Annotated in this window: 15 protein-coding genes; 10 read left to right on the top strand and 5 right to left on the bottom strand. The window is 46.7% G+C overall.

Going from position 1 to position 20,044, the window contains the following annotated elements; translation table 11 throughout:
• Window positions 1-167 precede the first annotated feature (167 nt).
• The gene (locus F5971_RS16040; RefSeq protein WP_193496006.1) at window positions 168-1,427 is read right to left on the bottom strand and encodes an aromatic ring-hydroxylating oxygenase subunit alpha; all 1,260 of its coding nucleotides are present in this window, start codon (window positions 1,425-1,427) and stop codon (window positions 168-170) included.
• Between the two features lie 281 nt (window positions 1,428-1,708).
• Here F5971_RS16040 and F5971_RS16035 point away from each other — a divergent pair, with 281 nt between their 5' ends.
• The 8 genes from F5971_RS16035 (at window position 1,709) to F5971_RS16000 (ending at window position 11,942) form a co-directional block, all read left to right on the top strand.
• On the top strand, window positions 1,709-2,815 hold the full coding sequence (locus F5971_RS16035; RefSeq protein WP_036509712.1) for an FAD-binding oxidoreductase: 1,107 nt from the start codon (window positions 1,709-1,711) through the stop codon (window positions 2,813-2,815).
• Between the two features lie 268 nt (window positions 2,816-3,083).
• Window positions 3,084-4,379, top strand: coding sequence for a serine hydroxymethyltransferase (gene glyA / locus F5971_RS16030; RefSeq protein ID WP_193496004.1), 1,296 nt, complete (start codon window positions 3,084-3,086; stop codon window positions 4,377-4,379).
• A 20-nt stretch (window positions 4,380-4,399) separates the two neighbouring features.
• Complete coding sequence (locus F5971_RS16025; RefSeq protein ID WP_036509716.1) at window positions 4,400-5,650, top strand: sarcosine oxidase subunit beta family protein; 1,251 nt, start codon at window positions 4,400-4,402, stop codon at window positions 5,648-5,650.
• A gap of 15 nt (window positions 5,651-5,665) precedes the next feature.
• Window positions 5,666-5,974 carry a sarcosine oxidase subunit delta gene (locus F5971_RS16020; protein WP_036509718.1) on the top strand — a complete coding sequence of 103 codons (309 nt, stop codon included), beginning with the start codon at window positions 5,666-5,668 and terminating at the stop codon, window positions 5,972-5,974.
• Entirely contained in the window at window positions 5,971-8,988 is a 3,018-nt protein-coding gene (locus F5971_RS16015) for a sarcosine oxidase subunit alpha family protein (RefSeq protein ID WP_193496002.1), read from the top strand. Before F5971_RS16020 ends, F5971_RS16015 begins: the two co-directional genes overlap by 4 nt.
• Window positions 8,981-9,601: a sarcosine oxidase subunit gamma gene (locus tag F5971_RS16010; RefSeq protein WP_036509722.1), complete on the top strand. Its 621-nt coding sequence runs from the start codon at window positions 8,981-8,983 to the stop codon at window positions 9,599-9,601. Before F5971_RS16015 ends, F5971_RS16010 begins: the two co-directional genes overlap by 8 nt.
• Window positions 9,602-9,670: 69 nt before the next feature.
• Window positions 9,671-10,534: a formyltetrahydrofolate deformylase gene (gene purU, locus F5971_RS16005; RefSeq protein WP_036509724.1), complete on the top strand. Its 864-nt coding sequence runs from the start codon at window positions 9,671-9,673 to the stop codon at window positions 10,532-10,534.
• A gap of 28 nt (window positions 10,535-10,562) precedes the next feature.
• Window positions 10,563-11,942: an L-serine ammonia-lyase gene (locus F5971_RS16000; protein ID WP_193496000.1), complete on the top strand. Its 1,380-nt coding sequence runs from the start codon at window positions 10,563-10,565 to the stop codon at window positions 11,940-11,942.
• Window positions 11,943-11,952: 10 nt separating this feature from the next.
• On the opposite strand, the gene F5971_RS15995 is transcribed toward F5971_RS16000, so the two are convergent.
• Window positions 11,953-13,008: a CobW family GTP-binding protein gene (locus F5971_RS15995; RefSeq protein WP_193495997.1), complete on the bottom strand. Its 1,056-nt coding sequence runs from the start codon at window positions 13,006-13,008 to the stop codon at window positions 11,953-11,955.
• A 228-nt stretch (window positions 13,009-13,236) separates the two neighbouring features.
• Here F5971_RS15995 and betI point away from each other — a divergent pair, with 228 nt between their 5' ends.
• Window positions 13,237-13,839 (top strand): transcriptional regulator BetI, encoded by a 603-nt coding sequence (gene betI / locus F5971_RS15990; protein WP_193495995.1) that lies wholly within the window; start codon window positions 13,237-13,239, stop codon window positions 13,837-13,839.
• A 58-nt stretch (window positions 13,840-13,897) separates the two neighbouring features.
• Here betI and F5971_RS15985 read toward each other — a convergent pair whose 3' ends face one another.
• The 3 genes from F5971_RS15985 to betB all read right to left on the bottom strand — a co-directional run bounded on the left by F5971_RS15985 (window position 13,898) and on the right by betB (window position 18,354).
• Window positions 13,898-15,046: a BCCT family transporter gene (locus F5971_RS15985; RefSeq protein ID WP_193495993.1), complete on the bottom strand. Its 1,149-nt coding sequence runs from the start codon at window positions 15,044-15,046 to the stop codon at window positions 13,898-13,900.
• A 133-nt stretch (window positions 15,047-15,179) separates the two neighbouring features.
• Window positions 15,180-16,862 carry a choline dehydrogenase gene (gene betA / locus F5971_RS15980; RefSeq protein ID WP_193495990.1) on the bottom strand — a complete coding sequence of 561 codons (1,683 nt, stop codon included), beginning with the start codon at window positions 16,860-16,862 and terminating at the stop codon, window positions 15,180-15,182.
• Window positions 16,863-16,887: 25 nt separating this feature from the next.
• Window positions 16,888-18,354 carry a betaine-aldehyde dehydrogenase gene (gene betB, locus F5971_RS15975; protein WP_036509734.1) on the bottom strand — a complete coding sequence of 489 codons (1,467 nt, stop codon included), beginning with the start codon at window positions 18,352-18,354 and terminating at the stop codon, window positions 16,888-16,890.
• A gap of 530 nt (window positions 18,355-18,884) precedes the next feature.
• Here betB and gbdR point away from each other — a divergent pair.
• The gene (gbdR, locus tag F5971_RS15970) at window positions 18,885-20,036 is read left to right on the top strand and encodes a choline metabolism transcriptional regulator GbdR (protein ID WP_193495988.1); all 1,152 of its coding nucleotides are present in this window, start codon (window positions 18,885-18,887) and stop codon (window positions 20,034-20,036) included.
• Window positions 20,037-20,044 lie beyond the last annotated feature (8 nt).

The raw sequence follows: 20,044 nt of genomic DNA, 5'->3' as shown, positions 1-20,044 counted from the left end.
TCGAGCTGTATTTCGCGTATTAATCAGTTTCATGGTGTGCTCTAAATAAATGGGTTGAGCGTTAAGAGACCTATTTATTACATGCGGTTGATGTTAAGTCAACCTTATTTTTGATTTTTATTGAAGTCCCTCGTGAAAAACGATGGACTTCAATTTAAATCAATATGTTATGATTTTCTCGTATTTTCAATAATGCGTTCTGAGTACCAATTGACGAAATCAATTACGCCAAACTCAAAGGTTTCAGAATAAGGACCGGGTTGGTAGGCAATTGAGTTAATGCCTCTTTGATTCTCTTCAGCCAATACTTTGTCTTGGTAGTTGGTTGCATCCCACACTTTACGCATATTCTCAGGATCATAATCAACGCCTTCAACGGCATCTTTGTGAACCAGCCATTTGGTTGTTACCAATGTTTTTTGCGGGCCTAGGGGCAATACACGGAATACGATGGTGTGATCACCTTGCCAGTGATTCCAAGAGTTTGGCAAATGTAAAATACGCAGTGAGCCCATGTCAGGACTGGTGATGCGTCCCATCAATTTAGAACATGCAGGCTTTCCATCCATGGTCATAGAAACGACACCGTCTAATAGGGGAGTGCGTGTCATACGATTGCGCTTACCAAAGTATTTCAGAGTATAGGGGACCCTCATATCATCCCAATCTTTTTGCTTTCGAGCGACCAGATCCTTGTATTCAGGGGTGGCCAGCGGATCATCTGTATCATCAAATTGCTGCAAGGAGTTGAGCAGCTCAGGATGTGAACCATTGCAGTGGTAGCATTCGCGATTGTTTTCAATCACTAGCTTCCAGTTGCAGTCTTCGACGATGTCTGATTGAACCGCCACTTTTAGGTTTTCAGTATCATAAGGCTCTAAATAATGTTCAAGTGATTGAGTGAACTCCTCAATATCCGGTGGAGTCTCCGCTAGGCAAACAAAAATATAGCCTCCTGCCACCTTTACGTTGACCGGTTTAAGGCTGTGGGCGTTCAGGTCGAACGATTCGCCCATGTCAGAACCTGCAAAGATCAAACGACCATCTAATTCATACGTCCATTTGTGGTACGGGCAAACAAGTTTCGCAACCTTGCCTTTTTCTGTAACACACAAACGCGATCCCCGATGACGACAGACGTTAAAGAAACCGTGGATCTTGTCCTCCGCACCTCGTACGAGCACAATTGGATTGTCGCCAATATTCAATGTAATGAAATTACCTTTTTTGGGTATCTCGCAGGTCATCCCTGCAAAAATCCATTCTTTTTCAAAAATTTCGCGAATATCGAGTTTAAAAATACGCTCATCATTGTAAAAAGGCTGCTCAAGCGAGTAGTTGGGTTTACGGTTCGCGAGCATGCTGGCTGCCTTCTCACTTACACCCGACAGTGGATCTTCTAACATTGGCGTCAGGACTTGGTTCATTGCGTTCATACCTTTAACAGTGCGTTGATAAATTTGGCGAGAGGGTCTCGACAGTTTCCTTGAAGATAGTGTGGATTAAGGTCAATTCCGGCAATTATCCACTGACGACATTTCAAGATAACAAAGCGACTTGTAAGGTTAAAAAAAACGGTGGGTTAGGGTGTTTTTAGACGATAAATGTCGCTCATAGATAAGTGGTCGTCTTTGTGCATGTGGAAAATGCATGTTATGAACAGTACAGGTTTGTACTCCATTTGAAGACACTAAGCGGAAATAGGGTTATGACAGCAAATTTTATGAATACCATTACTACTCAGACCTGGTCCAATGGTCGCCATTTGGTGCGCTGTGTCAAGGTGATACAAGAAACCTGGGATGTTCGAACCTTTTGTTTTATGGCAGAGCAGCCGTTGCTCTTTTTCTTTAAACCTGGGCAATTCGTCACACTGGAACTGGAAATCGACGCTCAGACAGTCATGCGTTCTTACACTATTTCGAGCTCTCCATCTGTTCCCTATAGCTTTTCAATTACGGTAAAGCGTGTGCCAGGCGGTAAGGTGTCTAACTGGCTGCATGATAATTTGAAGCAGGGAGATGAGCTGGCCGTTCATGGTCCTGTAGGTGTTTTTAACTGTATAGATTACCCGACGGATAAGGCTTTGTTTTTATCCGGTGGTGTTGGAATTACCCCTCTAATGTCGATGGCGCGTTGGTTTTTTGATACGAATGCAGCCATAGATATTGAATTTGTGCACAGTGCTCGCTCTCCAAAAGACATTATTTATCACCGAGAATTGGAGCATATTTTCTCTCGAATCCCTGAGTTTAAATTGCATATTGTTTGTGAGCGCAGTGATGAACTGGGCCAGTCATGGTATGGGTTGCGCGGGTATCTTGATCAAAAAATGTTGGAGCTGATCGTTCCTGATTATCTGAATCGTGAAATCTTTTGCTGCGGCCCGACACCTTATATGAAGGCCGTTAAAGAGATTTTACAGCGCAACGGCTTTGATATGCGTCGTTACCATGAAGAGTCATTTGGGGCGACACCGCCGGAGATCAAAGAAGATGTTCTTGAGCTGGCAGAGCTGGCTGAGCAGGCGGCTGAAGATATTGATATGGCCGAAATGCTGCAGGTAGAGTTTGCTGGGATTGGTAAGAGTGTGCGTGTTTTGCCAACAGAAACGATTCACACGGCAGCGGCTAAGCTGGGTGTGCATATACCGAAAGCCTGTGGCATGGGGATTTGCGGAACCTGCCGAGTTGAGCTTAAATCAGGTCAGGTTGAAATGGATCACAATGGAGGAATCACGGATGAGGATGAAGCAGACGGGTATATTTTATCCTGCTGTAGTCGTCCTGTTTCAGATGTTGTAATTGAGTTTTAGCAGCGACTCTCTTAACGACCCGTATGAGGTTGAGTGTCTTGGGTTGAGAAAAGCAGTTAGGTGATACCACCTAGCTGCTTTTTTATTTAGCGGTATTAAGCCTGTTTTGTCGCAAATTGATTGCCATGTCGCAAATGAATCGAGCGTTGACGGTGCGAGGCATCTGAATAATACGGGGCAAGGATACCATCAGCTGAAAATAGCATGCTTGCCGGATTCTCCAGGGGCTGCTTTCCATAATTTGCTTTGTCCATAACAGGAGCGACCAATGATTCATCGTGATGGGTTTTCCCGCCAAGATTCTATTGAAACATACGATAACGATTTAGCCCAAATGCTGAATGAAGAACAGGCTCGCCAAGAAGCACATGTCGAGTTGATCGCATCTGAAAACTACACGAGTGTTCGTGTCATGCAGGCGCAGGGTGGACAGTTGACGAACAAGTACGCAGAAGGCTATCCCGGAAAACGCTACTATGGTGGTTGCGAAGCGGTTGATAAGGTGGAGGCCTTAGCCATCGAGCGTGCTTGCAAGCTTTTCGGTGCTTGTTATGCAAACGTACAGCCCCATTCCGGCGCACAAGCGAATGCGGCGGTGTTTATGGCGATGGTTCAACCCGGCGATACAATTTTGGGTATGAGCTTGGCGCATGGTGGCCACTTAACTCATGGTGCGGCGCCGAACTTCTCAGGTAAATATTACAATGCCGTCCAATATGGCTTAAACCCAGAAACTGGCGAAATCGATTACGATGAGGTCGACCGTTTAGCGCGTGAACATCGTCCTAAAATGATTATTGCAGGTTTCTCCGCCTATTCGTTAATCGTTGATTGGGCGCGTTTCCGTCGTATTGCGGATGAAGTGGGTGCCATTTTCTTTGTCGATATGGCGCACATCGCAGGTTTAGTCGCAACAGGTTTATACCCAAGTCCTCTTCCCTTTGCCGATGTGGTGACAACCACTACACACAAAACATTGCGTGGACCTCGTGGCGGCTTAATTCTGTCGGCTAAAGAGGATGAGACGTTGCATAAACGCCTTAACGGTGCGGTGTTCCCAGGTCAGCAAGGTGGGCCGCTGATGCACGTGATTGCCGCGAAAGCCGTTGCGTTTAAAGAAGCAATGGAGCCTGAGTTTGCGACTTATCAGCAACAGGTGCTCGACAATGCTAAAGCCATGGCTTCGGTATTCACCGAGCGTGGTTATGATGTCGTATCCGGTGGTACAGAGGACCATTTGTTTTTAGTGTCCTTGATTCGACAAGGCTTGACTGGCAAAGACGCGGATGCTGCTCTCGGGCGTGCACACATTACCGTTAACAAAAATTCAGTTCCCAACGATCCACAGAGTCCCTTTGTAACATCAGGCCTTCGTATTGGAACCCCAGCTGTCACATCGAGAGGATTTGGTGTCAGTGAGTGCCGCGAATTATCCGGTTGGATATGCGATATTCTGGACGCGATGGCGGCAGGTAATGCATCCGCAGATGTAGAGGCAGACGTTCGAGATAAAGTTTCGTCACTCTGTTCACGCTTCCCCGTTTACACACAGACCCAAGGCTAGGCCTGGATCAGGAGAAAGTTATGCAGCGTTATTCAGGTTTTGGGCTGGCTAAACATGCTCTAACACACAATGAGAATTGGCAAAGACTATGGCGTAACCCAACGCCCAAGAAAAAATACGATGTCATCATTGTTGGGGCTGGCGGACATGGTTTGGCTACAGCGTATTATTTGGCGAAAGAACATGGCATTACCAATGTAGCAGTGATTGAAAAAGGTTGGCTTGGGGGCGGCAATACGGCCCGTAATACAACGATTGTCCGCTCTAACTACTTATGGGATGAGGCAGCTGCATTGTATGAGCATGCCATGAAACTCTGGGAGGGTTTGTCGCAAGATCTGAATTATAACGTGATGTTCTCGCAACGCGGTGTTCTAAATCTTGGTCACACTTTACAGGACATGCGCGATATTCAGCGACGCGTAAATGCCAATCGCCTGAATGGGATCGATGGTGAGGTACTGGATACTCAACAGGTTCAAGAAATTTGTCCGATTTTGAATTGCTCAGCGGACGCTCGATTCCCCGTATTGGGAGCATCTTGGCAACCAAGAGCGGGGGTTGCACGCCACGATGCGGTAGCCTGGGGATTTGCTCGCGGGGCGGATGCATTGGGTGTCGATCTGATTCAGCAAACAGAAGTGATTGGCATGCGTATCGAAGACGGCCAGATTGTGGGTGTAGAAACCAATCGCGGTTTCATTGGTGCGGAGACCGTGGGATGTGTGGCTGCGGGTAACTCCAGCGTGTTGGCGAAAATGGCCGGTATCAAGTTGCCACTTGAATCTCATCCTCTGCAAGCATTGGTCTCTGAGCCAATTAAGCCGATTTTAGACACGGTCGTGATGTCTAACCATGTGCATGGCTATGCCAGTCAGTCGGATAAAGGGGATCTGGTCATCGGGGCCGGGATTGACGGGTACAACGGCTATGGCCAACGTGGCAGCTATCCCACCATCGAGCATACCTTGCAGGCGATTGTGGAGATGTTCCCGGTATTCTCCCGTGTGCGCATGAACCGCCAGTGGGGCGGCATCGTGGATACCTGCCCAGATGCGTGTCCGATCCTATCGGCGACTCCTGTTAAAGGTTTGTTTTTCAATTGCGGTTGGGGAACGGGAGGTTTTAAAGCCACACCTGGGTCTGGCAATGTTTTTGCGTGGACACTTGCTAAAGGCTATGCGCATCCATTGGCCGCACCGTTTAGTATTGATCGGTTTGTGAGTGGTAAGTTGATTGACGAGCACGGCGCTGCCGGTGTTGCCCATTAATTCGAGGGATTTAACATGTTACATATTTTCTGTCCCTACTGTGGGGAACATCGTGAAGAAGCTGAGTTTAGACCTAAAGGCCAAGCCCATATCGCCAGACCTCTGTCACCAGAGCAATGCAGCGATGAGGAGTGGGCAGATTATTTATTCTTCCGTGATAATCCGCGTGGGATTCATCATGAGCTATGGGTGCATGCAACGGGTTGCCGCAAGTTTTTTAATGTTACCCGCCATACGGTCAGTTATGAAATTTTAGAAACCTATAAGATGGGCGAGAAACCCAAGGTAACGGCTGAAAGTCTCGCTAAAGGAGGTCGCTCATGAGCCAAGTAAATCGTCTTGGGTCGGGTGGTTATATTGATCGCACTCAAACACTGACCTTCACCTTTAATGGCAATCAGTACACAGGGTACAAAGGGGATACGCTTGCGTCGGCACTCTTGGCAAACGGCGTAGGTATTGTTAATCGCAGTTTTAAGTATTCTCGTCCCAGAGGCATCGTTGCAGCGGGTGCTGAAGAACCCAATGCGATTATGCAGTTGGGTGCCACTGAAGCGGCACAAGTTCCGAATATTCGAGCGACTCAACAAGCACTTTATTCGGGCTTAACTGCGCGCAGTACCAATGGTTGGCCAAACGTTGAAAACGATGCCATGGGGCTGATTGGTAAGCTGGGTGGGCCGATGATGGGGCCTGGTTTTTACTACAAAACCTTTATGGCACCCGCATCTATGTGGATGACCTATGAAAAGTTCATTCGTAAGGCTGCTGGTTTAGGGCGTTCACCCAAAGAAAAAGATCCTGATCAGTACGATCATTACCATCGTCATTGTGATGTGCTGGTCATCGGTGCTGGACCTGCGGGCTTGACAGCGGCTTTGGCAGCAGGTCGCTCCGGTGCGCGCGTGATACTCTGTGACGAGCAAGAGCAGATGGGCGGGCATCTTTTAGATACGCGCGATCAGCTCAATGGTAAAGACGCAAGTCTTTGGGTGTCACAGGTGTTGGCTGAACTAGCCACAATGCCTGAAGTGTTGCTTTTACCGCGCACAACGGCCAATGGCTTGCATGACCATAACTTTGCAACCTTACATGAACGCCGTACCGAACATCTGGCAGACACAGCTCCTGATGCGAATCAAGTCCGTTCGCGTATGCATCATGTCAGAGCACACCAGGTCATTTTAGCCAGCGGTGCTCACGAAAGACCCTTGGTGTATGCGAACAATGATGTTCCGGGCAATATGCTGTGCGGTGCTGTTTCGACCTATATTCGCCGTTATGCGGTTGTTCCGGGTCAACGCTTAGTAGTTACGACAACGAATGATGATGGCTATCGCGCGGCCTTGGACTGGGCTGAAGCGGGTCGTGAAGTGGTTGCGATTGTTGATGCTAGACCCAGTCCGGAAGGCGATTGTGTCAAAGAGGCGCGTAAAAAGGGCATTCGCATTATCACAGGAAGCGCTGTGTTTGAGGCGAAAGGCTCTAAGCGGGTCACAGGTGCTCGGGTGTCGGGTGTTGATCCTGCAACCTTTACCCTCACGGGTGTTAAAGATGATTTAGCCTGTGACACGATTGCAAGTTCGGGTGGCTTTAGTCCAGTTGTGCATTTGTCTGCGCATACTGGGACACGTCCGATTTGGCGTGATGACATTATTGGTTTTGTACCTGGGAAAGTGAAAGGTTTAACCTCTGTAGGTGCTGTAAATGGCGTCTATGCGTTGGATCGGATCTTGGCCGATGCGGCTGAGGCAGGCACAAATGCGGCGTTGGCCAGTGGCTTTAATGTGGCAGGTGTGGAATTGCCCAGCGTCACTAAGCAGTTGGAGTCGAAGCCTATAGCTTTGTTCCAGGTGCCACATGAAAAACCGACGATGCGTGCGCCTAAACAGTTTGTCGATTTGCAAAATGACGTGACAGCCGCGGGTATCGAGCTGGCGACACGTGAAGGCTTTGAGTCAATTGAACATGTTAAGCGTTACACAGCCCTTGGTTTTGGAACGGATCAAGGAAAACTGGGTAATATTAACGGTATGGCCATTGCCGCTCGTCTTTTGAATCAGACGATCCCTGAAACGGGTACAACCGTCTTCCGTCCTAACTACACGGGCATTACCTTTGGTGCGATTGCGGGTCGTCATTGCCGTGATTTGTTTGATCCAGAGCGTTACACAGCACTTCATGCTTGGCATTTACAACGTGGTGCTAAGTTTGAAGATGTCGGGCAGTGGAAGCGTCCTTGGTACTTCCCTGTGGGTAATGAAACGATGCACGATGCCGTGCAACGTGAGTGTCGTGCCGTGCGTGAAAAAGTCGGTATTCTCGATGCGTCGACGTTGGGCAAAATTGATATTCAGGGTAAGGACGCACGTGAGTTTATTGGCCGGGTTTACACCAATAAATGGGCACAATTGGGCGTTGATAAATGCCGTTATGGTTTGATGTGTAAAGATGACGGTATGGTGATGGATGATGGTGTCACGACCTGTTTAGGCGACAATCATTTCTTGATGACCACAACAACCGGAGGAGCCGCTGCCATTCTTGAATGGCTGGAACTCTGGCATCAAACAGAATGGCCTGAGCTTGAGGTGTATTTTACGTCAGTGACGGATCATTGGGCCACCATGACCTTGTCTGGACCAAAAGCGCGAGACCTTCTATCTGAAATAACAGATATCGATCTGTCAAAAGACACCTTTAAGTTCATGGAATGTCGTCAAGGTCAGGTAGCGGGTGTGCCTGCACGTGTCTATCGGATTTCGTTCACGGGTGAGCTGACGTATGAGATTAACGTGCAAGCCAACTATGCCATGCATGTTTGGAAGGCCTTGTTTGCTCACGAGCACAAATACGGTTTAACGCCTTATGGCACCGAAACGATGCACGTTCTTCGAGCGGAAAAGGGCTTTATCATTGTTGGGCAAGACACCGATGGTTCAGTGACACCAGAGGATCTTGGCATGCAGTGGTGCGTTGGTTATGACAAGCCCTTTTCATGGATAGGGCAACGTGCATTATCGCGCCCGGATACACGTCGTGAAGATCGTAAACAACTGGTGGGCCTGAAACCTGTCGATCCTAAGGTCGTTTTGCAAGAGGGTGCTCAAATCGTACTGGATCCCAAGCAAAGCATTCCAATGAAAATGGTAGGACATGTAACCTCGAGTTATTTCAGTCCAACGCTCGGTCATGGATTTGCCTTAGCACTCTTAATGGGCGGCTCTAAACGCATGGGTGAAAAAGTGTATATGCCAATGGCCGATGGCACAGTCATCGAAGCTGAGGTGGTCAGTCCAATCTTCTTGGATCCTAAAGGGGTACGTCAAAATGTCTAAGGTTGCTGTTTTTAACCAATGTCCTGGATCAGAGGTGAGAGCGGAATCACCCTTGGCGCATCTAGCGTCTATCAAAGGTGGCAGTTCGCTGGTTGTCACTGAGCACGCATTTTTAGGGCACTTGATTCTGCGCGGTCAGGCTGACAACGAGTCATTGAAAGCGGCGGTACAGTCCGTCATTGGTGTTGAGCTGCCGTTGCAACCGCTGACACTGGCGTTGAATGAAACAACCGGTGCCAGCGTGCAGTGGTTATCGCCTGATGAGTGGTTGTTAATCCTTCCTGCAGGACAAGAGTACGACGTCGAGCAAAATTTACGTCAGCAAATTTCAGGTCATTTCTCGATTGTGAATGTAGGCGGTGGGCAAACCCTGTTGCGTTTAACAGGAAGCAAGGTCTTTGACTTATTGAGTAAATCCTGTGTCTACGATGTGCATGAACGCAACTTCCCCGTTGGCAAGGGTGTTTCGACTACCTTTGCTAAGGCAACGGCGATTATTCGACGGCCCAATGAGCAGGAATGGGAGTTGGTGATACGGCGTAGTTTTTCGGATTACTGCTATCGGTGGATCGCGGATGCTGGTCGTGAATTTGATCTGACCTTTACGGTCTAATATTTTGTGACAGAGGATGGAGGGATTTTTCTTCCATCCCTGACCCGTATTGCTCAAGGAGCTATGACGATGACAACACATCACGACAATTGGATCTTGGCTGCACAGTGTCCTAGTAAAATCGGCACAGTGGATGTTGTGACACGATTCTTGAGAGAGGAAAACTGTTACATTACTGAGCTTAACTCCTTTGATGATAGAGAAGGTCAGGGCTTCGTGATTCGTGTCGAGTTTCGGCCCGAAGGGGCGTTTGATTCCGCCTCGTTTATCAGTCGTTTTGACGATCGCGCTCAACCCTTTGACATGGCGTTTGAGTTAACGGCACCGGGAACGCGTATGCCTGTCGTTATTATGGTGTCTAAGTCTGATCATTGTTTAAATGACCTGCTATATCGTTACCGTATCGGCCAGTTACCCATCGATATTAAAGCCATTGTCTCCAATCATCCGGACCTGGAGCCTCTGGCCGCTTGGCATAAGCTTCCTTACTATCACCTACCTATCACGCCGACAACAAAAGCGGAACAGGAAGCTGAAGTATGGAGCATTATCCAACAAACGGGCGCTGAGTTGGTTATTTTAGCGCGCTATATGCAGGTGTTGTCTGCCGATATGTGCAGCAAGTTATCGGGGCGTGCAATCAACATACATCACTCCTTGTTGCCTGGCTTCAAAGGCGCAAAACCTTATCATCAAGCCTATGATAAAGGTGTCAAGCTTGTGGGAGCGACAGCGCACTATATTAACAACGATTTGGATGAGGGACCGATTATTGCTCAGGGGGTAGAATCGGTAGATCATAGCCATTATCCAGAAGATTTAGTGGCAAAAGGTCGGGATATAGAGTGTTTAACACTGGCACGTGCGGTAAGCTATCACATCGAGCGTCGAGTGTTTATGCAGGGCAGCAAGACGGTCGTTTTTGCCAATTAACAAAACAATAAGTCTTTGAGGAAGCGCGATGTCAATCAGCGTTTTTGACCTTTTTAAAATAGGGGTGGGGCCTTCCAGTTCACATACGGTCGGTCCAATGTGTGCGGCGAATGATTTCGTCAATGAATTAGTAAAAATGGATGTGTTGACGCAGGTCACACGTATTGAAGTGTTATTGTATGGCTCTTTGTCCGCAACGGGTAAAGGCCATGCCACTGATCGTGCAATTTTAATGGGGTTGATGGGAGAGCGCCCCGACAGTATTGATCCAAGCGTGATCGATTCGTCGATTGAGACATTGCGGTCTACACAAACACTAACGCTTAACCGGATACAGGATATCGTGTTTGTAGAGACGCGCGATATGGTGTTTCTTGATGAGTCGCTTCCGCACCATCCGAATGCGATGCGCATTCGTGCCTATGCCGATCAGGTTGAGCTGTATGAGAATACATATTATTCAATTGGTGGCGGTTTTGTGGTCACAGAAGCTGAAGCGTCTAAGGATAAACTTGTTCTCCATTCATCGCGTTTGCCTTACGAGTTTGACACAGCGGTTGAACTGTTGGAGTTGTGTAAGACGCACCAAATGAGTATCAGTGAGCTGATGCTGGAAAATGAAAAGGTGTGGCGTTCCGAAGCCGATATCCGCGCTGGCTTAAATAAAATTTGGCAGGTGATGTTGGAGTGTGTTGAAAATGGGTTAAAGCATCAAGGCATGTTACCCGGTGGTTTAAATGTTAAACGTCGGGCATCTGCGTTTCATGATCGCTTAAAATCAGTTCAGCAGAACAAAAATGTGATTGCGACAAATTTTTCAGTGATGGATTGGGTCAATGTGTATGCGTTGGCCGTCAATGAAGAAAATGCGGCGGGTGGACGTATGGTAACCGCACCGACGAATGGCGCTGCGGGGATTATTCCGGCCGTTCTTTGTTATTACATGAAGTTTGAGCCTACCGCGAGTGAAAAGCAGGTTGTAGATTTTCTATTGGCGGCAGGTGCCGTAGGGATACTGTGCAAGAAAAATGCATCGATTTCGGGGGCAGAGGTTGGATGCCAAGGTGAAGTTGGATCGGCCTGTGCGATGGCGGCCGCTGGTCTGTGTGAAGTCTTAGGCGGAACGCCAGAACAGGTTGAGAATGCGGCTGAAATTGGTTTGGAGCATAATCTAGGATTAACCTGTGATCCGGTTGGTGGCCTTGTGCAGGTGCCATGCATCGAGCGCAATGCCATCGCATCAGTGAAAGCCATCAATGCCGCACAAATGGCACTCAGAGGGGATGGCGAGCATTTTATTTCTTTAGATAAAGTCATTCGCACAATGAGGGACACTGGGCGTGATATGCAAGATAAATACAAAGAGACCTCTAAAGGAGGCCTCGCTGTAAACGCAATCGAGTGTTAGTACCGTCTTATTAGAGGCCTCGATAAGGAGAGTTGAGGCCGATTTGAGTTAAGGCAACGAGCTCTGTTTCTATCGCATCCCAATCAAGTGGTTCTGACGAAATGATTTCCATTCTGGAGTCGCGTCGATAGGCGATCGCATCGTAATGAATTTCATCACCGACCCGATTAAAAAACACCCAAGGTGCGCCTAAACGAAAGGCGCCTTTTAGCCGATCAACGCCCTGGATTGATTGGATCAAGGCTTCAAGCTCATCAAACGGAAAAATATCGTCTGGATGAAAAATCCATCCGCAACTGTGCTTTCCTAACCCAGAACTGGTTTTTCGAATAGGTGCACATGGCTGAGGTGAGGCGGCATGTTCATGGTTATGCTTATGATCATGCGGATGGTGTTTATGATTATGTTCGTGGTCATGCTTGTGAGCGTGACTTGAGTGAGCTGCGGTCGTGCTGACAATGCCTTCTTGGATGGCATCAAGCCATTCAATTTTCAACTGACCAAACTGAGTGATATGTGTACTTAATTTTGGTGGAAATACAGAGGTGGCAAAGGATTTGAAACGTTCGATTTGATCAACGTCGAGCAAGTCGGACTTGTTGCCAACAAGGATATCGGCTAGGTTGATTTGATCCCGAAAAGTTTCATTAAAGCCAAGCATGGGATCGTCTAATTGCCGAGGATCTAAGATGCAAAGTGTGGCTCTTAGATCCAAACGTTCACTAAAGTGAGGTTTGCGTAGCGTATCCAGTATGCCTGCAGGATGTCCCATGCCCGTTGGTTCAATCAGCAGTCGGTCAAAGTGGTCAGCCTCTAGCAGTTGCGACAAACTTTTGTGAAGCTCCCCACTGAGCTGACAACAGACACAGCCGCCTGACAAGGGAGCAAGTGTAATGTCGCCTTGGCTTTCATAAGCCATTTCATCCACACCGACTTGACCAAACTCATTTACGATTACAACCCATTTTTCATGGGAGGGTTTTAAACCAATTAAATGTTTAATGGCCGTTGTTTTACCCGAACCTAAGAAACCTGTGATTAGGTTAGTGGGAATCCGATTTTGCATAGGATATCTCGTTTAGTTTCAAAGAAAAGAATAATACACGATTTACATCGATGGACTCATATACATAACCGACAAAATTGAGTAGTCTGTTTGGCCGATATTTGTGGCTAGGGCACGTGTTTAGTCTGTGGGGCTGAGCACCTTGTTAAGAGGCAGTTGTGTCGCGAGGCCAAAGTACAATCTGTGTCAATTTGAATATGAGCTGTGTCTCAAGTCAAGGAACATAACGTGAAAACCTCTATTGGACAAATTCGTCGCGCCGATCTTACTAAAGCCGCCTATTATGTCATGTTGGAACATGGGCTTGAAGGTACGACTGTTGCGCGCGTAGGTGAAAAAGCAGGTATGTCGCATGGCATCGTCAATTACCATTTTAAAAATAAAATGGAATTGATTCATGCTGTGGTTAAATATGCCAATCGACTCATTGGTGATAAGGTCACGGGGCTGATGAGGGAAGCAAAAACACCTAGGACAAAGTTGACGGCGGTGTTGAAAGGGAATTTTGATCCTTCTATTTTTACACGAGAAAATGCAAAAGCCTGGTTGATGCTATACGGTCAGACATCACCAAGTGAACCTTTTTTGAGGTTACAAAAGCTAATCTATAGCCGCTTACAAAGTAATTTGCTATACAACCTTAAAGCACTTATGCCTAAAGAAAGTGCGCTCGTGGCTAGCCAAGGGTTAGCCGTGATGATGGATGGGTTTTGGTTGCAAAAAGCCATGGAGGATCGAGAGATTACGAGCGAGGTTGCGATTCATCTATGTGATTTGTATATTAACGCTATGTTGGCACAATCGCCCTTGGTTGAACAGCCACAAAACTAAATGTAGAAAGGGAGGTTCTTGCCTCCCTTTCTACAGTTTATTGCATTAGATTGGCGCTTCAGTGGTTGTGTTTAACATAGTGAATTTGTGTTTTTACATCTTGCCTTTGGTTAAGCAATAGACAATAAATGCCGACATACAGTGCGATGACCACTAGCCCGACCCATTGGATTTCAAAGGGTGTGAACTGGTAAAGCAGAATAATCCCATACATCAGTGTCCAGTTTCCGAATATATAGGCGCTCTTCCCAAGACGATCAACCGTTAGGCCTAAGTTTTCGGTGTAGAGTCTGATCAGTGAGTCCAATGAGTTTACCACGAAAATAATACCCACTATGACCATTGCCATTCGAAGAGACCCGAGCACGACCTGATCATTGATAAAGTGGAAATATAAAACACTAAACCAAATCGCTAGAGGAATGGAAGGGAATACCAATAAGGCGATTAGTAGGTGCCAAGCCTTTAGCCCTCCGACAAAACGAGCAACGAATTGACCAATCATGATGCTCCAGGCAAACCACCAGAATAAATAGAACTCATGGTAGTCTGTAATGGGGGTGACAAAACGGTGCAAGTTGCTAAAGTACCCGCCAAGTTCACTTGTGGTTGAAAGGAAATCGCTTAACCCCATGCCGGATGAGAGTCCGATAGCTGCGATCAAAGCAAAAAATAGCCAAGTGGAGCTGATACTAAGTATTTTAACGTATCGAATATCTGTGCTGGAAATAACCGCAGCTAGAACAACACCGGCGACTAATAAATACCGAGTAAAATCATTGATGCCTTCGATGTAATCAGGTAGATAGGTTAAAAATAAAAAACCAGTAAATGCACAAGTGGTGATAATAACAAAGTTATTAATTACTTTGATAATAGGTATTTCAAAGAGTTTTAATTTGGGCTCTATGACGCTGAAATAAAAAGTAGTTAAGAAATAAAGTCCCCAAACTAAAAATCCCCAAAAACCGAATTCAATCGCTAAAGGATTTGTAAAGCTGTAGGCGCTATCTTCAGCATAGACCGGAAATTCGGTGAGCGGAAACATAATGAGTCCCACATCGAGACCGGAGGTAAACAAAATTGCGATAAACGTAAAGAGTGAAACAGGAATGGGGCCTTTGCATTTAACAGATCCCCATCGTATAACGATAAATATAGCTGTTGCTAAGACCGCAATAAATGCGGCTGATAAAATCATTTGCATGATTTTCTCCTTTTATTTTCTATTTATTTAGCCTTTAGTTACACTATATGCAACTGTTTAGCGGGAGTGGTTTTTCCTCGTACAAAAATAGGGGACTTAAGGTTGTGCTAGTTGTTATGCCAAAGCGATATCACTATCGCTTTGGTTGGTTTAAACGTTGCTGTGTTTGCCAGTTTGGATCGATCCAAGTGGATGCATTTGCAGCAGGTAACAATGGCTTATTTAAAATCATATCGGCGGCACGCTCGGCTACCATGATCGTGGGTGCATTGAGGTTGCCATTGGTAATGCTCGGAAAAACAGATGAGTCTACGACACGTAATCCCTGAATGCCGCGCACTTGGCAAAACTCGTTGAGCACAGCAAGCGGGTCGTCATCCTGACCAATCTTGCAGGTGCAAGAGGGGTGGTATGCGCTCTCGACATTATTGCTTACCCAGGTGTCGATCTCTGCATCCGTTTGCACGGATTGGCCAGGTTGTATTTCATCACCTCTAAATTCATCCATGGCAGGCTGACGAATAATTTCACGTGTGAGGTGTATTGTATTGCGCCAATCCAATCGATCACGCTCGTCTTGTAAGTAATTAAACTGAATCAATGGCTTTTGACGGGGATCGCTGGATAGAATTCGAACAAATCCACGGCTTTTTGGTTTATTCGGCCCAACATGCATTTGAAAACCGTGACCTGAAAACGCGGCTTGGCCGTCATAACGCATGGCTGCGGGTAAAAAATGATATTGAATGTCTGGCCATTTTAAATTGGCTCTGGATCGAATAAAGCCGCAAGACTCAAAATGGTTTGTTGCTCCGAGCCCTTTTTTCTGGGTGATCCATTCCACACCGATTAATCCTTTGCTCAGAAGGTCGAGCTTACTGTTCAGGGTAATTGGCTTTAAGCATTTGTATTGAAAGTATACTTCAAGATGATCTTGAAGGTTTTCACCTACGCCCGGCAGCTCATGAACCAGAGGAACGCCAGCTGCTTGAAGAACAGGAGCAGGGCCGATACCAGAAAGTTGCAGGAGTGTTGGAGAGCCGATTGAGCCTGCGCTAAGAATGACTTCTTTGTTGGCCGTCGCTTGGTAAAGCGTATTGCCGATTTGGTATTCAACCCCTTGTGCCTGTTTATCCTTGAGGATGACGCGGTGCGTTAATGCATGCGTCACTAAGGTGAGGTTTGGGCGATGCAAAATGGGTTTAAGATATGCATTGGCCGTTGACCAGCGAACGCCATTCTTAACCGTCATATGCATTTTTCCAAAGCCTTCTTGGCGATATCCATTATAATCTTCGGTGGTTGGATATCCTGCCTCTTCGCCTGCTTTAATAAAGGTTTCGTAGAGGGGGTTGAGCTTCATGTCATTGCCCGCACAGGTGTTTAGTGGACCAGATCCACCTCGATACCCGTCTTTTCCTTCAATCCATTGCTCGGCTTTCTGAAAATAGGGCAAACAGTTTTGATAGTTCCAGTGTTTAGCGCCTAGGCTTTCCCACTCGTCAAAGTCGCAGGCATGACCGCGTACATAGACCATTCCATTAATTGAAGAGCTGCCGCCAAGCACTTTTCCACGCGGGCAGTGCAACTTACGTCCATTTAATCCAGGCTCACTAACGCTCTCGAATTCCCAGTTGTACTTTGGGTTATTCATGGGATAGGAGAGTGCGGTGGGCATCTGAATAAAGAGGCTCTTATCACTACCGCCTGCTTCAATCAGTAAAACGCTGTGCTCACCGGACTCGGTTAGGCGCATCGCCAGCACACAACCTGCTGACCCCGCACCTACTATTATGTAATCGTATGTTTTATTCATGACCTGAACTCGCCTGCTAAAAGAATTACGCGTAAGGACTGTCTACGTCGCCAAGTTCCACATAAACGCTTTTTAAACGTGTATAGTGATGGATGGCTTCTGGTCCATTTTCATGACCGATACCCGACAGTTTGAAACCTCCAATAGGCAGCTCAATCGGGGTGATGTTGTAATTGTTGATCCAGCAGGTTCCTGCATCAATTTCGGCAATGACGCGGTGAGCGCGTGCGAGGTTTTGTGTAAAAATACCCGCTGCAAGTCCGTAATCTGTTTTGTTTGCACGTTCGATTACGTCGGCTTCATCGTTAAATTCAAGAATCGACATAACAGGCCCAAAAATCTCATCCTGACAAATCGTCATATCATCACGACAGTCAGCAAAGACGGTGGGTTCTACAAAATACCCCTGAGGAAGGCCTTCGACCTGAGCGGCTTGTCCGCCACAGACAAGCGTTGCACCTTCATCCACAGCCGATTGTATGTAACCGAGCACTTTTTCCATGTGATCCTGTGAAATGAGCGCTCCAACTTGGGTTGTTGGGTTCATAGGGTCGCCAATAATTAATTGCTTTGTGCGATTTACAAGGCGTTCGATGAACGCATCTTTAATATCTTTGTGGACGAACACGCGGGTGCCATTGGTGCAAATTTCACCCTGAGTGTAAAAGTTAGCCAGCATGGCGGCAGAGACGGCATTGTCTAGATTTGCATCATCAAAGATAATTAATGGCGATTTGCCTCCAAGTTCCATACTCACTTGCTTAAGTGTCGTAGCGGCGGCGGCCATTACCTTTTTGCCTGTAGCCGTGGAGCCAGTTAAGGAGATTTTGTCGATACCTGGGTGAAGTGAAAGCGCATTTCCGACATCAGCCCCACCTGAAATAACATTGAAAACACCTGCTGGTAGACCCGCTTCTGTAAAGATTTCGGCCAGTTTATATGCGGTGAGTGGAGTCAGAGTGGCGGGCTTATAAATTAAGCTGTTGCCACAGGCAAGCGCCATGGCGGCTTTCCAGCAAGCAATCTGGATAGGGTAGTTCCATGCACCAATCCCTGCACAAACGCCTAAGGGCTCGCGGCGAGTGTAGCCAAAGGCGTGGTTTAGATCGACATGATAGCCACGAAGAGTGGGTGCTAAACCTGCAAAGTACTCAATGCAATCAGCACCGGAGGCGATATCAACAACCGAGGCTTCTTGCCAAGGTTTGCCAGTATCCAAAACTTCAAGCTGCGCTAGTTCATCGTTGCGCTCACGCAATAGGTCAACGGCGCGCATTAGAATGCGGCTACGCTCAGTTCCGGTCATTTTTGACCATATCTTAAAGCCGGCACGCGCGCTTTTAACGGCTACATCTATGTCTTCTAAGCTGGCCTCCTGAATGCTGGCCAATACTTCCCCTGTTGCAGGATTATGTGTCGTAAAGGTTTTGTTTGACGTCGCTTGGTAATATTCACCGTGAATGTAAAGTGCGTGCTCGGGAAAGCGTGTCATGTTCATTAATCCTGCATTGAGTAAGTCGAAATCGTAAAGTATAGATCAAGCAAAAAATCATTGATCTGCGTCATTCTTGTTTTGAATCTATAAAAATAATTTTGTATTGTCAAATAGGAATCTTGATGATCATCAAGTTTTGTGGTTTATTATTAGTTGTTGATAATTCAAAGAATCTTTTCATTTTTAGACGAATATCAACCGCATAGAGGTCATGCGGGTGGCGCAGATGGGATGTTATAGGTCGTGTTTGAAATAGATAAAAAAAACACAGGCAATTGATGCTGTATAGCAATACTCATTTCCGTGCATGCAACAAAAACTACATGCTAAACGTATCAAATTCAGTTACTGTTGACCCAGAACGTGCCCAAAAACGACATCGAGGTTCAGTGAGCTATCAATCTTTTCTCACAAACCATAATAACAATAAAAACGTCGCTGACAGATCGAAAGTGCAAGTTATGCTTTTTTTGGCATTAGTCTTGCTTAAGATTTTTTAGCGACACAAAAAACTCGGAGTTTTGTCAATGTCATCAGATCTTTCTTATTCTCGTGCTCGACCCAGCACAAATACCAGTGTTAAGCATATAGGTTTTTTATTACTGGATAATTTCACTTTGATTTCATTGGCATCGGCCATTGAGCCGTTGCGCATGGCAAATCAGCTTTCGGGGAAAGAGCTGTATCAATGGTATACCCTAAGCTTGGGTGGAAGGGTTGTGCAGGCAAGTGATGGCTTGAGTGTTACGCCGGATGCATCTACGCATGAAGCCCTGCCGCTGGACATGGTTATTGTCTGTGGTGGTATTGCCCCTCAGCGCAGTGCCAGTAAAGAGCATTTACAGTGGTTGCAATTGCAAGCTCGTCAGCACCGTCAGCTTGGCGCCATTTGCACGGGGAGTTGGGTATTGGCGATGGCGGGTTTATTGGATCATTATGAGGCAAGTATACACTGGGAGTGTATCGCTTCAATGCATGAAGCTTATCCGCGTGTAGAGTTAAGTTCGCGTTTGTTTAGTATCGACCGTGATCGTTTAACTTCGTCAGGTGGAACCGCGCCGTTGGATATGATGCTGACGTTAATTGCGCGTGATCATGGTAAGGACCTGTCTGCAGGTATTTCGGATATGTTTATTTATGATCGCGTCAGGGGAGAACAAGATCAGCAGCGTGTCCCTTTAAAGCATGTGTTGGGTTCAAATCAGCCTAAACTCTTAGAGATTGTGGCGTTGATGGAGTCTAATCTTGAAGAGTTGTTAACGCTTGATGAGTTGGCCAGTTATGTCGATTTGTCTCGGCGACAGCTTGAGCGTTTGTTTCAAAAATATTTGGATTGCTCACCATCACGTTACTATTTAAAGCTGCGATTAATCCGTGCTCGGCAACTGCTTAAGCAAAGTGGTTTGTCTATTATTGAGGTTGCGTCTGCATGCGGATTTGCTTCAACGCCTCATTTTTCTAAATGTTATCGAGAGTATTTCGGTATTCCACCACGTGAAGAGCGCCAAGGCATGCATTCAAAAGCGACAGCATCAGAAGAGGTATTGCTTGCTCCTAAGATGACGCTAACACTGCCGCCTATGCCAAATGAGGGCATTAAGGATCGAGTGTCTTCGGCGATCAAGGCGTTGGCGCAGGCAAGAGACGAACCCACCTTTGCCAGTATAGCGCTTCATTAAACAAGGAG

The sequence above is a fragment of the Nitrincola alkalisediminis genome, from assembly GCF_009821115.1.
GTDB classification, from domain to species: Bacteria; Pseudomonadota; Gammaproteobacteria; order Pseudomonadales; family Balneatricaceae; genus Nitrincola; species Nitrincola alkalisediminis.
The sequence above is the reverse complement of the archived record's forward strand: the minus strand, read 5'-3'. Positions and strand labels throughout refer to the sequence as shown.

Coding starts and splice junctions, on each gene's coding strand:
- F5971_RS16040 (WP_193496006.1), bottom strand. CDS start 1,427: ATGAACCAAGTCCTGACGCCAATGTTAGAAGATCCACTGTCGGGTGTA.
- F5971_RS16035 (WP_036509712.1), top strand. CDS start 1,709: ATGACAGCAAATTTTATGAATACCATTACTACTCAGACCTGGTCCAAT.
- glyA (WP_193496004.1), top strand. CDS start 3,084: ATGATTCATCGTGATGGGTTTTCCCGCCAAGATTCTATTGAAACATAC.
- F5971_RS16025 (WP_036509716.1), top strand. CDS start 4,400: ATGCAGCGTTATTCAGGTTTTGGGCTGGCTAAACATGCTCTAACACAC.
- F5971_RS16020 (WP_036509718.1), top strand. CDS start 5,666: ATGTTACATATTTTCTGTCCCTACTGTGGGGAACATCGTGAAGAAGCT.
- F5971_RS16015 (WP_193496002.1), top strand. CDS start 5,971: ATGAGCCAAGTAAATCGTCTTGGGTCGGGTGGTTATATTGATCGCACT.
- F5971_RS16010 (WP_036509722.1), top strand. CDS start 8,981: ATGTCTAAGGTTGCTGTTTTTAACCAATGTCCTGGATCAGAGGTGAGA.
- purU (WP_036509724.1), top strand. CDS start 9,671: ATGACAACACATCACGACAATTGGATCTTGGCTGCACAGTGTCCTAGT.
- F5971_RS16000 (WP_193496000.1), top strand. CDS start 10,563: ATGTCAATCAGCGTTTTTGACCTTTTTAAAATAGGGGTGGGGCCTTCC.
- F5971_RS15995 (WP_193495997.1), bottom strand. CDS start 13,008: ATGCAAAATCGGATTCCCACTAACCTAATCACAGGTTTCTTAGGTTCG.
- F5971_RS15985 (WP_193495993.1), bottom strand. CDS start 15,046: ATGCAAATGATTTTATCAGCCGCATTTATTGCGGTCTTAGCAACAGCT.
- betA (WP_193495990.1), bottom strand. CDS start 16,862: ATGAATAAAACATACGATTACATAATAGTAGGTGCGGGGTCAGCAGGT.
- betB (WP_036509734.1), bottom strand. CDS start 18,354: ATGACACGCTTTCCCGAGCACGCACTTTACATTCACGGTGAATATTAC.
- gbdR (WP_193495988.1), top strand. CDS start 18,885: ATGTCATCAGATCTTTCTTATTCTCGTGCTCGACCCAGCACAAATACC.